A 16,354-nucleotide genomic window follows, 5' to 3' on the forward strand; every position below is an offset into this window, starting at 1 on the left:
GGTGGAGCGGCACGAGGTGCTGCGGACGGTGTACCCGGCCGTGGACGGGGAGCCGTACCAGGAGATCACGACGGACCCGGCGGTACCGGTGGAGGTCGTCGCCCTCGCGGCGGGCGACGTCGACGCCCGGGTGACCGAGTTCGCGCGGACCCCGATCGACATCACCCGCGAACTCCCCCTGCGCGTACGTCTCTTCGAGGTACACGGCGAGGGCGCCGAAAGCAGCGTCCTGGTGCTGTCCGTGCACCACATCGCCACCGACGGCCAGTCCGTCGCCGGCCTGCTCGCCGACCTCGACACCGCCTACCGGGCCCGCGCCGGGGGCCGGGCACCAGAGTGGGAGCCGCTGCCCGTCCAGTACACCGACTACACCCTCTGGCAGCGCGACCTCCTCGACGGCGAAGACGGCCTCAAAGCGGCGCAGTTGCAGCACTGGCGCGCGGCCCTGGACGGCATCCCCGCCGAGACCCGGCTCCCCGCCGACCGGCCCCGGCCCACCGAGCCGAGCAACCGGGGCGCCGTCGTCACGGACGAGCTCGACGCCGCGGTCCACCGGGCGCTGGCCGGAGTGGCGAAGGAACAGCGGGCCACCTTCTTCATGGTCGTCCGGACCGCGCTGGCCCTCGCCTTGCGGGCCGCCGGCGCCGGATCCGACCTCGTCGTCGGCACGCCCGTCGCGGGCCGCCCCGAGGAGGCGCTCCACGACCTCGTCGGCTTCTTCGTCAACACCCTCGCCCTGCGCACCGACCTGTCCGGCGACCCCACCCTCGGCGAGCTGGTCCGCCGGGTCCGGGACGCCGACCTCGCCGCCTTCGCCCACGACGACCTGCCCTTCGACCTCCTCGTCGAGGACCTCAACCCCGACCGCACGCTCGGCCGCCACCCCTTCTTCCAGGTCATGGTCAGCGCCCAGGACGGCGAGGGCGACAGCGCCGTCGTCCTCGGCGGCATCCCGGGCACGCTCGACGGGGCCGACCTCGGCAGCGCCAAGTTCGACCTCGCCTTCCACTGCGCGGGCACCCAGGAGGCCGACGGCGAGGCCGGACCGCTGCTCATCGGGCTCCAGTACGCCACCGACCTCTACGACGAGGCCACCGCACGGCTCCTGCTCGGCCTCTTCCGCCGCGCGCTCGCCGCCCTCGCCCGGGAGGACGGAGAAACGCCGCTGAGCGCGGTGCCGTGGGCGACCGACGAGGAGCGGTCCGCCCTCGACGCCCGCCACGAGAACCTCGTCCGGACGGCCGCCACCGCGCCCCCGGCCGGCGACCGGCAGCGGGGGAGCGGCACGGGGACGACGACCGCCGACCCCCGGGAGGAGATCCTGCGCGGTCTGTTCGCCGAGGTCCTGGGGCGGGACGAGGTCCTGGCGGGGGACAACTTCTTCAAGCTGGGCGGGCATTCGCTGCTCGCCGGGAAGCTGACCAACCGGATCCGGGGCGCCCTCGGGCTCCAGGCCGCGATCAAGGACGTGTTCCTGGCGCCGACGCCCCGGCAGTTGCTGCGCCGGCTCGACGAGCGGGGCGACGGTCCCGCCCGTCCCGCCCTCCGGCCCGTCCCGGACGCCCTGCGCCCCGCCCGCATCCCGCTCTCCTACGCCCAGCGCCGCCTGTGGTTCGTCAACCGGCTCGAAGGGCCCTCCGCCACCTACAACATCCCCGTCGTCACCCGGCTGCGGCGCCCCGTGGAGCCCGCCCGACTCGCCGACGCCCTCGCCGACGTCACCGCGCGCCACGAGGTGCTCCGCACCGTCTACCGGGCCGCGGACGGCGAGCCGTACCAGCTGGTGCTCGACGACGCCCGTCCCGCACTCGACCGGATCCCGGCCACCGGGGACGCGGAGGTGCGGTCGGCCGTCGACGCCGCCGTCGGACACGTCTTCGACCTCGCGGCCGAACTCCCCTTCCGCGCCACGCTCGTCACCGGCGCCGACGGACAGCAGACCCTGGTGCTGCTGACCCACCACATCGCCGGGGACGGCTGGTCCACGCCCTGCCTGCTCGCCGACCTCGACACCGCCTACCGGGCCCGCGCCGAGGGCCGGGCACCAGAGTGGGAGCCGCTGCCCGTCCAGTACACCGACTACACCCTCTGGCAGCGCGACCTCCTCGACGGCGCGCACGGCCTCGCCGAGGCCCAGCTCGCCCACTGGCGCACCGCCCTCGCCGGTCTCCCGCCGCTCATCGCCCTCCCCACCGACCGGCCTCGCCCCCTGGAGAGCGACGGCTCCGGCGCCCTCACCGGCTTCGAGGTCTCCGCCGCCACCCACCGGGCCCTGCTCCGCTGCGCCCGCGCCCAGGGCGCCACCCTGTTCATGGTGGTCCAGGCCGCCCTCGCCGCGCTCCTCGGCCGTCACGGCGCCGGGACCGACGTGGCCCTCGGCACCACCGTCGCCGGACGCGCCGACGACGCCCTCCACCCGCTCGTCGGCTTCTTCGTCAACACGCTGGTCCTGCGCACCGACACCTCCGGCGATCCCGCCTTCGCCGAGCTGGTCCGCCGGGTCCGCGAGGCCGGGCTCGCCGCCTACAGCAACCAGGACCTGCCCTTCGACCGGCTCGTCGAGGACCTGAGCCCGCAGCGGTCCGCCGCACACGCACCGCTGGTGCAGGTCATGCTCCAGGTCCACGCCGCCACCCCGGCGGGTCCGGCGGACGCGTCCCGCCCGTCGGCGCTGGAGGGCGAGCCCGTCGGCTTCCGGGCCACCGGCGCCAAGAGCGACCTCACCTTCGCGCTGACCGAGCGCGCCGACGCCGACGGCACACCCGCCGGGCTCGCCGGCGCCCTGGAGTACGCCACCGCCCTCTACGACGAGGAGACCGCACGGCTCCTGGCCCGGCGCCTCGTCGAGACGCTCGACGCCTTCGCCGCCGACCCCGGACTCGTGCTCTCCGCGCCGGTGTACGACACGCCGGACACGACCGCGCCGCTGGATGCCGGGACCGTCCTCGACGAGCACGGCCGCCGGGCGCCGGTGCGGGTGCCGGGCGAGGTGTACGAGCCGGTCCCCGGCGGGGGGCTGCGGGCCACCGGCCGCAGGGCGTACGCCACCGCCGACGGCTCCCTCCGCACGGTCGCCACACTGACCGTCGCCGGATATCCGGTCGAGCCCGGCCGCGTGGAGGACGTCCTCCTCGGCCACCCGGCGGTGACCGGCGCCGTCGTGGAGGTCCGCGACGACCGCCTCCACGCCACCGTCACCCGGGCCGCAGGTGCGCGCGCCGGCGGGGAGGAGCTGCGCGAGTGGGCCGCCGAGCGGCTGCCCGAGTACCTCGCGCCCGCCCGGATCGAGATCGCCGGCCACCCGTCCTCGGAACGTCCGTCCGCCGCCGCGGAACGCCCGTCCGCCGCCGCACCGGAGGCCGCCCCCGCCGCGGACGCCTCCGCCGACGGGCGCGAGGAGAGGCTGCTCGGGCTCTTCCGGGACGTGCTGGGCGGGCGGCCGTTCGGCAGTGAGGACAACTTCTTCAAGAACGGCGGGCACTCGCTCCTCGCGGTCCGCCTCCTCAACCGCATCCGCGCCGAGTTCGGGCAGGACCTCACCCTCCGGGACGTCTTCCGGAACCCCACGGCCGCCTCCCTCGCCCGCCGCCTCGCCGCCACCGCGACCGACGCGGCCCCGTCCCGCCCGGACCCGAAGGACCCCCTGTCCCCGAAGCGCCCCGTCCCGACCCCGGGCCGGCCCGCCCCGGCCGCCCCCGCCCTCAAGCGCCGCACGCGAGCCGGCAGCCGCCAGGGCCGCTGACCCCCGGGTCCGCGACGCGCCGCCGTACTCCGTCGGCCGTACCGGGCCACCCACCCGTCCCGGGCCCGAGGGCCCGGGGCGTCACCCTCCACCCACCCCACGGCGTCCCCGCGCACCGGCAGCTCCGGGCGGCACTTCTGCCGCCCGGAGCTGCCGCGTCTACTGCCCCGGGAGCACGCCGGGCGCACCTAGCGTGGACGGCACGGAGGCGAGAGGAACCGTTCGCCCCGGTCTCTCGGCCCCAGTCACCGGAGGAAGCCAGCATGCCCCCCAGAAGGACGGAAGACCTGCTCGACGGCGGACCCTCTCCCGCCCCCGCCCCGCCCGTGCTCGACCTGATCGCCCGGCAGGAGCGCACCCGGCCCGCCGCGGTCGCCCTCGTCCACGCCGACGCGCGGCTGACGTACGCCGAGCTCGGCGCCGCCGTCCGCGAGCGGGCCGCCCTGCTCGCCGCCGACGGGGCCGGTCCCGGCCGGCTCGTCGCCCTGCACCGGCCGCGCGGCATCGACGCGATCGTCGGCCTGCTCGCCGTCCTCGCCACCGGCGCCGCCTACCTGCCGCTCGACGTCCAGGCGCCCGACGCCCGCAACGAGGCCATCCTCACCGACGCCTGCGGCGCGGCCGCGCCCGCCCCGTCCGAGGTGGCCCGCCACGGCGAACTGGTCCTCGGCGGGCCCGGCACCGACACGGGCGCCGCCTACGTCATCTACACCTCCGGCTCCACCGGCGTCCCCAACGGCGTCGTCGTCGCCCACGACTCCCTCGCCCACTTCATCGCCGGCGCCACCCCCGCGTACGGCATCGACGCCGACTCGGTCGTCCTCCAGTTCAGCCCGCTGCACTTCGACGCCAGCGTCCAGGAGGTCTTCGCGACCCTCGGCGCGGGCGGCACCCTCGTCCTGCGCACCGACGACATGCTCGACGTCGCCGAGCTCCTCGCCGGATGCGCCCGGCACGGCGTCACCCTGCTCGACCTGCCCGCCGCCTACTGGCACGAGCTGGTCTACGTCCTCACCACCGGATCCGTCCGCCTCCCGGAGCGCCTGCGCACGGTCATCATCTACGGCGAGGCCGCCCTGCCCGAGCGGATCGCCCAGTGGCGCGCTCTCGTCGGCGACTCCGTACGGCTGCTCAACGCGTACGGGCCGACGGAGACGACCGTCGTCGCCACCGTCGCCGACCTCACCCGGCACGAGGCCGGTCCGGTGCCGATCGGGCGCCCGCTGCCCGGCGTGCGCGCCGCGATCGTCGGCGGCGAGCTGTGGCTCCTCGGCGGCGGCCTCACCCGGGGCTATCTGCACCGGCCCGAGCTGAACGCCCGTCGCTTCACCGAACTCGACGGCGAACGCGCCTACCGCACCGGCGACCTCGTCACCCTCGGCGAGGACCGCCAGATCCTCTACCACGGGCGGCTCGACGACGAGGTGAAGATCGGCGGCCAGCGCATCGACCCCGCCGCCGTCGACTCCGTCCTCGCCGGACACCCCGCCGTCCGGGAGGCCGCCGTCGTCGCCCAGCAGGACACCGACGGCGTCAAGCGGCTCGTCGCCTTCGTCGTCACCGACGGCGGCACCGGCGCCGAGGAGCTGCGCAGCCACGTGCGGGACCGGATGCCCGCCGCGGCCGTCCCCACCGTCTCCGTCGTCGTCGCCCTGCCCCGCACCAGCTCCGGCAAGATCAACCGCAAGGCGCTGCGGACCACCGACCCCCGGCTGCCCGTCGTCCACGAGGAACCGCTGCCCGCCGAGGACCGGGTCCCGCTCTCGCACGCCCAGCGGCGCCTGTGGCTGCTCGACCAGCTCGACGGGGCGTCCGCCGCCTACAACATGCCGATCGTCCTGCACCTGGACACCGCCCCGGACCGGGCAGCGCTCGCCGCCGCCGTCGCCGACCTCGCCGAACGGCACGAGGTGCTCCGCACCGTCTTCCTCGCCCCCGAGGAAGAGCCGTACCAGCACATCCTCGCCCCGGCCGCCGTCCGGCTCCGCACGGTCGAGGCCCCCGCGGCCGAACTGCCGGACCTGGTCGCCCGGTTCACCGCCGAGACCTTCGACCTCTCCCGCGAACTGCCGCTGCGCGTGGCCCTGTTCCTCCCCGAGGAGCCGGAACACGAGGACGGGGCCGCCGGCGCCACCCTCGCGGTGCTGCTCCACCACGTGGCCGGGGACGGCTGGTCCCTCACCCCGCTGATGACCGACCTCGCCCGCGCCTACGCGGCCCGCGCCGACGGCCGGGCACCCGAGTGGGAGCCGCTGCCCGTCCAGTACGCCGACTACACCCTCTGGCAGCACGACGTCCTCGGCGACACCGACGAGCCGGACTCCGTCCTCGCCCAGGGACTCGCCCACTGGCGCGCCGCCCTCGCCGGACAGCCCGCCGTCACCGCCCTGCCGCTCGACCGGCCCCGGCCCGCCGTCCGCGACCACGCGGGCGCCAAGCTGGACACCGTCCTCGACGCGGACGTCCACGCCCGCCTCGTCGACCTCGCCGAACAGCACGACGCCAGCCTCCTCATGGTCCTCCAGGCAGCCCTCGGCCTGGCCCTGCGCGCCGCCGGCGCGGGCGACTCCGTCACCCTCGGAACGCCCGTCGCCGGCCGCGACGACGAGGCACTCGACGAGCTCGTCGGCTTCTTCGTCAACACCCTCGTCCTGCCCGCCGACACCTCCGGCGACCCCGCCTTCACCACACTCCTCGACCGGGTCCGCGACACCGACCTGGGCGCCTTCGCCCACCAGCGGATCCCCTTCGACCTCCTCGTCGAACACCTCAACCCGCCCCGCCACCCCGGCGTCCACCCGCTCTTCCAGGTGATGCTCACCCTGCTCGCCACCGGTCCCGACCAGGGCGACTTCCCCTTCGGGCCGGTCACCGGCCGGTTCGCCGAGGAGGCCGGACCCCTCACCACCAAGTTCGACCTCACCGCCGCCTGCGTCGACACGCGCGACGCCGACGGGGCCCCGGCCGGACTCCGCCTCGGCCTGGAGTACGCCCGGGACGTCTTCGCCGACGAGCAGGTGCCCCGCGTCCTCCTCACCGCCTTCGAACGCGCCCTCCGCGCCGCCGCCGACGACCCCACCACGCCGGTACGGGACGAGGCCCTCGTCCCCGCCGACGACCGCCGCGCACTCGACGAGCGACGTGACCGCACGGGCGACACCGCGCAGACGCCCGCCGACTCCGGCGAGGCCGCCGACAGCGAACTCGTCGACACCCTGTGCGCGATGTTCGCCGAGGTCCTCGGACTCGACCAGGTCGGCCCGCACGAAGGCTTCTTCACCATCGGCGGGCACTCCATGAGCGGCGTCCGCCTCGCCAACCGCGTCCGCGCCCGCCTCGGCGCCGACATCCAGGTCCGCGACCTGCTCCTCGCCCCCACCCCCGAGGCACTCGCCCGCCGCATCGCCGCCCGCGACACCGCCGCCGACGGCACCACCGGCGCGGCCGGCGGCGCCCCGGCCGCACCCGCCCGCCCCCGGCCCACGCCGCGCGCCGACCGGCCCGACCGCGTCCCCCTCTCCTACGCCCAGCGCAGGCTCTGGTTCATCGACACCCTCGAAGGCCCCAGCGCCTCCTACAACATCCCGCTCGTCCTGCACCCCGCCGAGGCCCTCGACCCCACCGTGCTCGCCGACGCCCTCGCCGACGTCTCCGACCGGCACGAGGTCCTCCGCACCTGCTACCGGGCCGTCGACGGCGAACCCCACCAGGAGGTCCTGACCGGTGTCAGGCCCGCCCTCGACCACCGCACCGTCACCGCCGACGGGCTCGCCGACGCCGTCGCCCAGGCCGCCGGACACGTCTTCGACCTCGCCGAGGAGACCCCGCTGAGGGCCGCGCTCCTCAGCACCGGGAACGAGGACGCCGACGGGCACGGGCAGGTCCTCGTCCTGCTCGTCCACCACATCGCCGCCGACGGCTGGTCCACCGGACCGCTCCTCGCCGACCTCGCCACCGCCTACCGGGCCCGCTCCGAGGGCCGGGACCCCGGCTGGGAGCCGCTGCCCGTCCAGTACGCCGACTACACCCTCTGGCAGCACGAACTCCTCGAAGGCCCCGGGGCCGAAGCCCACCGCGACCACTGGCGCACCGCACTCGCCGGCGCCCCCGCCGCCCTCGAACTCCCCGCCGCCCGCCCCCGGCCCGCCGAGGCGAGCCACCGCGGCGACCGCGCCCCCGTCGCCGTGGACGCCGCCACCCACGAGGCGTTGGAGAAGATCGCCCGCGACAGCGGCGCCACCCTCTTCATGGTCCTCCAGGCCGCCCTCGCCGCCGTCCTCACCCGGCACGGAGCGGGCACCGACCTGCCGCTCGCCACCATGACCGCCGGTCGCGACGACGAACTCCTCGGCGGACTCGTCGGCTTCTTCGTCAACACCCTGGTGCTGCGCACCGACACCTCCGGGGACCCCGCCTTCACCGAACTGCTCGACCGCGTCCGGCGCACCGACCTGGCCGCCTACGCCCACCAGGAACTCCCCTTCGACCGGGTCGTCGAGGAACTCAACCCGGTCCGCACCACCGCTCACCACCCGCTCGCGCAGATCGTCGTCCAGCTCCACCACGACTACACGCGGGGCGTCCCCGGAGCGGACACCGCCGCGCGTCTCTTCCGCGAGGACGGGCCCGGACTCCTCACCACCGTCACCACCAAGTTCGACCTCACCTTCGCCCTCGCGGAGCGGCGCGACGCGGACGGCCGGCCCGCCGGTCTCACCGGCGGACTGGAGTACGCCACCGACCTGTTCGACGCCCCCACGGCCGCCCTGCTCGCCGCCCACCTGGAGCGCACCCTGCGCGCCGCCGCCGCCGACCCCGGCGTACGGATCGGCGAACTGCCCCTGCTCACCGAAGCCGACCGCTTCCGGCTCGTCGCCGACTACAACGACACCGCCACCGTCCTGCCCGAACGCGGAACCGTCCACGGGCTGATCGCCCGCCGCGCCGCCCGCACCCCCGACGCGCCGGCCCTCCTCACCGACGACGAGACCCTCACCTACGCCGAGCTGGACGCCCGAGCCGGCGCGCTCGCCGCCCGGCTGAGCGCCGCCGGAGTCCGGCGCGGCGACACCGTCGGCGTCCTCCTCGGCCGCGGCGCCCCGCTGGTCGTCACCGCCCTCGCCGCACTCAAGGCCGGGGCCGCCTACCTGCCGCTCGACCCCCGGCTGCCCGAGGCGCGGATCCGGCTGATGCTGGAGGACGCCGGGGCCCGCCTCGTCGCCACCGACCGCGACCACACCCCGCCTGAGGGCACGCCGGTGCTGCGCGTCGACGCGGCGGGCGGGGAGCGTGCCCCGGAGGGCGGCGCGGACACCGCGGCCTCCGAGGACGACCTCATGTACGTGATGTTCACCTCCGGCTCCACCGGCCGCCCCAAGGGCGTCGGCGTCACCCACCGCAACGTCGTCGAACTCGCCGCCGACCGCGACCTCTCCCTCGGCCAGGGCCGGCGCATGCTCGTCCACTCCGCGACCGGCTTCGACGCCTCCGTCTTCGAGATCTGGGCCCCGCTCCTCGGCGGTGGCAGCCTCGTCCTGCTGGCCGGCGACGGCACCGACCTCGACGAGACCGCCCGCGCCGTCCGCCGGCACGGCGTCACCACCGCCTACTTCACCGTCGGCCTCTTCCACGTCATGGCGGACGAGGGACTCGACACCCTCCGCCTGCTGCGCGAGGTGTGGACCGGCGGCGACGTGGCCTCCCCGGCCGCCGTCCAACGGGTCCTCACGCACTGCCCGGACACCGTCCTCGTGCACTCCTACGGCCCCACCGAGACCACCTTCGCCTCCCACAACCAGTGGTTCACCACGAAGCCCGGCGAGCGGCGCGTCCTGCGCGGCGCCGGACTCCACCTCGGGCGGCCCATGGACAACACCCGCAGCCACGTCCTCGACGAGCACCTCCGCCCCGTCCCGCCCGGCGTCCCCGGCGAGCTGTACGTCGCGGGCGGACACGTCGCCCGGGGCTACGTCGGACGCCCAGGGCTCACCGCCGAACGGTTCGTCCCCGACCCCTTCGAGGGAGACGGCAGCCGCATGTACCGCACCGGCGACCGCGTGCTGTGGACCCCCGACGGCGAACTCCGCTTCCTCGGAAGGGCCGACGGACAGATCAAGCTCCGGGGCGTGCGCATCGAACCCGGCGAGGTCGAGCGGGTGCTCGCCGCCCACCCGGCGGTCGGCCAGGCACTCGCCGTCGTCCGCGAGGACCGGCCCGGTGACAAGAGCCTCGTCGGATACGTGGTCCCCCGCGCCGGCGACTCCGTCACCGAGGCCGAACTCCTCGCCGAGGCCCGCGCCCTGCTCCCCGAACACCTGGTGCCATCGGCGGTCGTCGTCCTCGACGGCCTCCCGCTCACCGTCAACGGGAAGCCCGACCGGGCCGCCCTGCCCGCCCCGCACCGGCCCGCCGCCGACCCCGGCGGCCGCGCCCCGCGCAACGCCCGCGAGGAGGTCCTCTGCGCACTCTTCGCCGAGATCCTCGACGTCGCCGAAGTCGGCATCGACGACAACTTCTTCACGCTCGGCGGGCACTCCCTGCTCGGCGTCCGCCTCGTCAACCGGATGCGCGGCGTCCTCGGCGTCGAGCGCACCGTCCGCGACCTCTTCCGCTCGCCCACCCCGGCCTCGCTCCTCGGCTCGCACGAGGACTCCGGCACGGACGGCGGCGACGCCTCCGCCCTGGGGGTGCTGCTCCCGCTCAGCGCCCGGGGCACCCGCCGCCCGCTCTTCTGCGTCCACCCCGGCACCGGCGTCGGCTGGGCCTACGCCGGCCTCGCCCGGCACCTCGGCGACGACCAGCCGCTCTACGCCCTCCAGGCCCGCTCCCTCAGCGACCCGGGCCACCGCCCCGGCAGCGTCGAGGAGATGGCCGACGCCTACCTCGAACGGATCCGCGGCATCCAGCCCTGGGGCCCCTACCGGCTGCTCGGCTGGTCCTTCGGCGGCCTCGTCGCGCACGCCGTCGCCGTACGGCTCCGGGACGCGGGGGAGGAGGTCGAGCTCCTCGCCCTCATGGACGTCCACCAGACCGGACCCGGCAGCGTCTCCGTGCTGCCGCCCGAGGAGCGCGCCGCCGCCGAGCCGCCCGCGGACCTCGCCGAGGCGATGGAGCGGATCCGCCGCGAGGACCCCGTCCTCGCCGGTTTCACCGCCTCCGAACTCCGCGCCGTGCTCCGCGCCTCCGAGACCCACGCCGGTCTCATGGCCCGGCACGTCCCCGGCGTCGCCGACACCGACCTCCTGTTCTTCACCGCCCGCAGGCCGGCCGAGCGGGAAGGTGCCCTCGCCGCCACCTGGATTCCCTTCACCGAAGGAATCATCGAGAACCACACCATCGAATGCGGACATCTCCAGATGACCGAACCGGAACCACTCGCACACATCGGCAGCATTCTCGCGGAGAAGCTCTCCGCCCTCCAGAAGAAGGAAACGAGGACCCAGTCATGAGCGATTCCATCAACCCGTTCGACAACGCCGAGGGCACTTTCCACGTCGTCGTCAACGACGAGGGCCAGCACTCCCTGTGGCCGTCCTTCGCCCCCGTACCGGCCGGCTGGACCAACGTCTGGGGTCCCGGCGAGCGGGGCGAAGCCCTGGAGTTCATCACGGTGAACTGGGCGGACATCCGCCCGCGCAGCCTCGTCGCCCAGTACGCCTGACCCTCCCGACCCACTCCCGAAGGCGCCGCGCCCCGCATCCACAGCGGGGCGCGGCGCCTTTTCCGCTTCCTTTCCAGGATTCTTTCCCACCCCTTTTCCCAGTGAAAGTGCCGGTCGTTGCTGCCGCTCGGACTTCCCCTTCCGGAACCATCGGAAAATTAGTCTTCAGGCATGAAGATTCTCTTGAGCGGAACCGCCTCGGATTCCCATACGTGGAATCTCGTGTACCTCCGGCTCTTCCTGGAGGAACACGGCCACGAGGTCGTCGGCCTCGGCCCCTGCGTCGACGCGGAACTGCTCGCCGCCGCCTGCCTGCGGCACACCCCCGACGCGGTGGTGCTCAGCAGCGTCAACGGGCACGGCTACCGCGACGGCCTGGACGCCGTCCGCGTGCTTCGCACCCGGCCCGCCCTCGCCGCACTGCCCGTGGTGCTCGGCGGCAAGCTGGGCGTCGTCGGACGCCGCCAGGACGAGGAGGTCCGGCGCCTCCTGGACGCCGGCTGCGACGCCGTCCTCGGCGACGACCTCGACGCCCTGCGCGCCTTCCTCGCCGCCGGAGCCCGCCGGGAGGTCCCGGCGTGACCGCCGACACCGCCACCGGCCCCTCCGGCTCGGGCTTCGGGGCCTTCGTCGCCGAGGCCTCCGCCGCCGGCCGGCTCGTCGTCCAGCCCCGCATGGGCTTCGGTGACCCGGGCCACATGCGGACCGGCCTCGCCCGCACCCGCGCCGCCACCGCCCACACCGTCGGCACCCTCACCGTCGACAGCTACACCCGGGTCGGCGCCCTCGCGGCCGCCCGCGCCGCCGTCGCCGACGGCGCCCGCCTCAACGGCTACCCCATAGCCGCCCACTCCCCGGACACCACCCGCGCCGTCCTCTCCGGACTGCGCGGACCCGACTTCCCGGTCCAGGTCCGGCACGGCTCCGCCCGCCCCGAGGCCATCGTCCGCGCCCTCACCGCCGCCGGACTCGACGCCACCGAGGGCGGCCCCGTCTCGTACTGCCTGCCCTACGGCCGCACCCCGCTGCGGGAGTCCGTCTCCGCCTGGGTCCGCGCCTGCGAACTCCTCGCCGAACGCAGCGCGGCCACCCCGCACCTGGAGAGCTTCGGCGGCTGCCTCCTCGGCCAGCTCTGCCCGCCCGGCCTGCTCGTCGCCATGAGCGTCCTGGAGTGCCTCTTCTTCGTCCAGCACGGGCTGCGCAGCGTCTCCCTCAGCTACGCCCAGCAGACCGACGCCGCCCAGGACGAGGAGGCGCTGCGGGCCCTGCACCGGCTCGCCGCCGAGTTCCTCCCGGCCGGCGTCGAGCACCACGTCGTCCTCTACACGTACATGGGCGTCTACCCCCGCACCGAGAGCGGAGCCCTCCGGCTCCTGGAGGCGTCCGCCCGCCTCGCCGTCCGCTCCGGAGCCGGGCGCCTGATCGTCAAGACCGCCGCCGAGGCCCACCGGATCCCCACCGTCGACGAGAACGTGCGCGCCCTGGAGACCGCGGCCGCCGCCGCCGCGCTCGCCGGCGCCCCCGCCCCGGACACCGCCCCCGAGGACGGCGAGATCTACCAGGAGGCCCGCACCCTCGTCGAGACCGTCCTCGGCCTCCACGCCGACCTCGCCCGCGCCCTCCCCGCCGCCTTCGCCCGGGGCCTGCTCGACGTGCCCTTCTGCCTCCACCCCGACAACGCCGGACACTCCCTCGGCTTCATCGACCCCGCCGGACGCCTCCGCTGGGCCCGCACCGGTGCCATGCCCCTGCGCCCCGACACCGGCGCCGACGCGGACCCGTACACCTCGGCCGGTCTCCTCACCGCTCTCCGGCACGTCGCCGACCGCTACGACCGCGATTCCGGCGACGGCCCCGACGGCCCCGACGGCTACGACCGCGACTCCGCCGACCACCCCGACGGCTCCGGCCGCCCGGCCGCGACGCCGCTGAGCGTCTGACCGGCCCAGCCCGGCCACTCCACCCGGCGGCGGCGACGCCGACCGCCCCGCAGCCCGACTCCGCCCGATCGCCCGACCCGACTCCGCCCGACCCGACCCGACTCCGCCCGACCGCGCGGGCCGACCGCCCGCACCGCGTCCCACCGCGTCCCTCCCGTACGAGATCAGGAGCTCCGCCATGGACCAGCCCGCATCCTCCTCCGCCGCCCCGGCCACCCCGCCGCCGCTCGGCGAGCACCTGCGCTCGCCCGAGTTGCGGGCCGCCATGCTCGTCCAGCAGGAAGCCCTCCAGGGCGCCCGCGACTACCTGCGCGGCCAGGGCTTCACCGAGCTGCTCCCGCCGCTCGTCGGACCCGTCACCGACCCGGGCGGCCGTGGTGCCAAGGCCCTGGACGTGGACTACTACGGGCACCCGTACAAGCTCATGACCAGCGCCATCCTCTACAAGCAGGCATCCCTGCGCGGCTTCCCGCGGCTCTTCTACATCGCCCCCAACGTCCGCGTGGAGCCCGAGGAGACCGCCACCACCGGCCGGCACCTGGTCGAGTTCCACCAGATCGACGTCGAGATCGCCGACGCGGGCCGCGAGGAGGCCCAGGAGATCGCAGCCGGGCTCCTCACCCACGTCACCGAGCACGTGTGGACCACCGTCCCCGAGATCCTCACCGGACTCGGCCGCACGGAGGCGGACTTCGCGGACGTCCGCGCCGGGAAGTACGACGTGCGCACGCACGACGAGGCCGTGGCCCGGCTGCTGTCCCTCGGCCACGCGCAGAACCCCGACGGCGAGATCGACTGGACCGGCGAACGCATCCTCTCCCTGGAGAGCGACCGCCCCTTCTTCGTCGACGACTACCCCAAGGGCTCGCGCGGCTTCTACGACCGCGAGGACCCCGACCGCCCCGGTGTGCTCCGCAACTTCGACCTGATCGCCCCGCACGGCTACGGCGAGCTGGTCTCCGGCAGCGAACGCGAGGCCGACTACGCCACGCTCGTCACCCGGATGCGGGAGAGCGGCGAGAACCCCGCCAAATACGCCTGGTACCTGAAGGAGGCCCGCGAGGGCATCCCGTCCAGCGCCGGCTTCGGCATGGGCCTGCAGCGCCTGGTCCGCTTCCTCACCGGCTTCGACGCCCTCTGGCAGGTCAGCGCCTACCCGAAGCTCCCCGGCGTGGTGACCCCGTGACGACGACGCTCCCCGCCGCCGCGGAGGCGCCGGACGACTCAGCCCCGTCCGTCCGGCCCGTCCCGCCGGCCGCCGCAGTCCCGCCCGCCGCGTCCGCCCCGCTGACGGACCCGGTCCCGACCGAGGCCCCCGCCCCGTCCGGGCTCCGCGCCCCCGGCTTCCCCGAGGAGCAGGTGCGGGCGCGGGCCAGGACCGGATCCGCGGCCGTCTTCCCGGACCCCGCCGCCTACGGCGCCCACCTCTTCGGCCCGGCCGCCGCCCACGGCGGGGACGCGCTGGACCGGACGCGGATCGTCCCGCCCGTCTTCATGCCGGAGCGCCTGGAGAAGCTCATCGACCTCGCCCGCGAGCCCGAGTTCGGCGACGTCGACCTCACCGCCGGAGTCGGAGGCTTCACCGCCCGGCTGCCCCTCTACCTCTCCGCCTTCGGCTCCACCCGGGCCGGCAGCGGCGACCTCGCCGTCCACGCGAGCCGCCAGGCCGCCCGCCTCGGCATCCCCATGGTCATCGGCGAGAACATGGTCCCCGTCCACGGCTACCGCAAGGCCGGCGACGCGTCCCGCTCCGCCCTGCGCGCCCGCGTCGAGGCCTACCTGGAGGCCGCGCCCGACGGAGTCGGCGGCGTCGTCGTCCAGCAGTCCACCGAGGACGCCGACTCCGAGGTGTGGAACCTCCTCTACAGCGACCCCGCCTTCCGCCCCCTCCTGGAATCCGGCCGCCTCGCCTTCGAGCTGAAGACCGGCCAGGGAGCCAAGCCAGGGCTCGGCGGCATGACCGTCGTCGGCCGCGCCGAGGGCGAGCAGCTCGCACGCCGCTTCACGGTCCGCGAGGTCTTCGGCGAGGACGCCCCGCGGCTGCTCCGTTGCGCGACCCCCGGCACCTTCACCGAGGAGATCCTCCGCCAGCAGCTCCGCTTCATGCGCAACAACTTCCCCAAGGCGCGGACCTGGGTGAAGTTCCACCCCGGCCGCGACATCGGGCAGGCCGCCCGCACGGCCTGGGCCGCCGGAGCCGACGCCGTCACCGTCGACGGTGCCGAGGGCGGGACCGGCTGGGCACCCGGCGTCTTCCTGGACCACGTCGGACTGCCCCTCGCCGAGTGCCTGCGCCGGATCGGCCGCCCCGACGGCTGCCTCCTCGCCACCGGCGGCGTGTGGGAGGGCGGTCGGGCCGTCCGGGCCCTCGCCCTCGGGGCCACCGCCGTCGGCCTCGGCCGCGCCGCCCTCGTCGCCGTCGACGAGGACCCCGAGCACGGCCTGGAGCGCCTCGTCGAGGCCCTCGCCCTCGAACTCCGCTTGCTCATCAGCGCCCTCGGCAAGTACGCGCCCGCCGCCCTGACCCCGGACGACCTCTGGGACCCGGCCCAGGGAGCGGTCCCGTGTTGAGGCCGCCCCGGCACAGGGCCTCCCGCACCGTGCAGGTCCGCTTCTCGGTGCGGGAGACCCCCGGCGTCACCGTCGGCGCCCCCGCCGGCCGCGGCCCGCTGCCGTACGGCGTCGACGGCGTCGCACGCCGCACCGCGCAGCGCGCCCTCAGCGAGGCCGGCCGCGGATACCTCGGCGGCCACGTCGAACTCCGCGCCCCCCGGGGCCTCGCCCCCCACGTCCTCCAGCGGGCCACCGACCGCGCCGTGGCCCTCGCCGTGGCCGCCACCCTTCACGGCGCACCCCCGACCACCTGCCTCCGTCTCCGCACCTGACCGCGACGGCAGCGTCCCCGACCACCCCGACCACCCCGACCACCCCGACCACCCCGACCACCCCGTCCGTCTCCGACTCCGTCTCCGCACCTGACCCGCCCCACCCGCCACGACAGCGCCCCTCGGA

General features: G+C 75.6%; 8 protein-coding genes. All 8 read left to right on the forward strand.

The features are described from left to right. On the forward strand, positions 1-3,742 hold a 3,742-nt coding region (locus tag OO54_RS00005; RefSeq protein WP_033200787.1), incomplete at its 5' end, for a condensation domain-containing protein. A gap of 263 nt (positions 3,743-4,005) precedes the next feature. Further along, the gene (locus tag OO54_RS00010) at positions 4,006-11,190 is read left to right on the forward strand and encodes a non-ribosomal peptide synthetase (protein ID WP_033200788.1); all 7,185 of its coding nucleotides are present in this window, start codon (positions 4,006-4,008) and stop codon (positions 11,188-11,190) included. Then, entirely contained in the window at positions 11,187-11,402 is a 216-nt protein-coding gene (locus tag OO54_RS00015; RefSeq protein WP_017241950.1) for an MbtH family protein, read from the forward strand. Before OO54_RS00010 ends, OO54_RS00015 begins: the two co-directional genes overlap by 4 nt. Positions 11,403-11,573: 171 nt before the next feature. Continuing rightward, complete coding sequence (locus OO54_RS00020) at positions 11,574-11,984, forward strand: cobalamin B12-binding domain-containing protein (RefSeq protein ID WP_033200789.1); 411 nt, start codon at positions 11,574-11,576, stop codon at positions 11,982-11,984. Then, on the forward strand, positions 11,981-13,342 hold the full coding sequence (locus tag OO54_RS00025; protein ID WP_033200790.1) for a methylaspartate mutase: 1,362 nt from the start codon (positions 11,981-11,983) through the stop codon (positions 13,340-13,342). Before OO54_RS00020 ends, OO54_RS00025 begins: the two co-directional genes overlap by 4 nt. A gap of 178 nt (positions 13,343-13,520) precedes the next feature. Next, entirely contained in the window at positions 13,521-14,528 is a 1,008-nt protein-coding gene (locus tag OO54_RS00030) for an asparagine synthetase A (protein ID WP_033200791.1), read from the forward strand. Between the two features lie 101 nt (positions 14,529-14,629). Beyond that, the gene (locus tag OO54_RS00035) at positions 14,630-15,913 is read left to right on the forward strand and encodes a glutamate synthase-related protein (protein WP_051786636.1); all 1,284 of its coding nucleotides are present in this window, start codon (positions 14,630-14,632) and stop codon (positions 15,911-15,913) included. Further along, a complete protein-coding gene (locus OO54_RS00040; protein WP_051786607.1) occupies positions 15,907-16,227 on the forward strand; it encodes a hypothetical protein in 321 nt (106 codons plus the stop codon). Before OO54_RS00035 ends, OO54_RS00040 begins: the two co-directional genes overlap by 7 nt. Positions 16,228-16,354: the final 127 nt, after the last annotated feature.

This window comes from Streptomyces wedmorensis (genome assembly GCF_000716445.1).
GTDB classification, from domain to species: domain Bacteria; phylum Actinomycetota; class Actinomycetes; order Streptomycetales; family Streptomycetaceae; genus Streptomyces; species Streptomyces wedmorensis.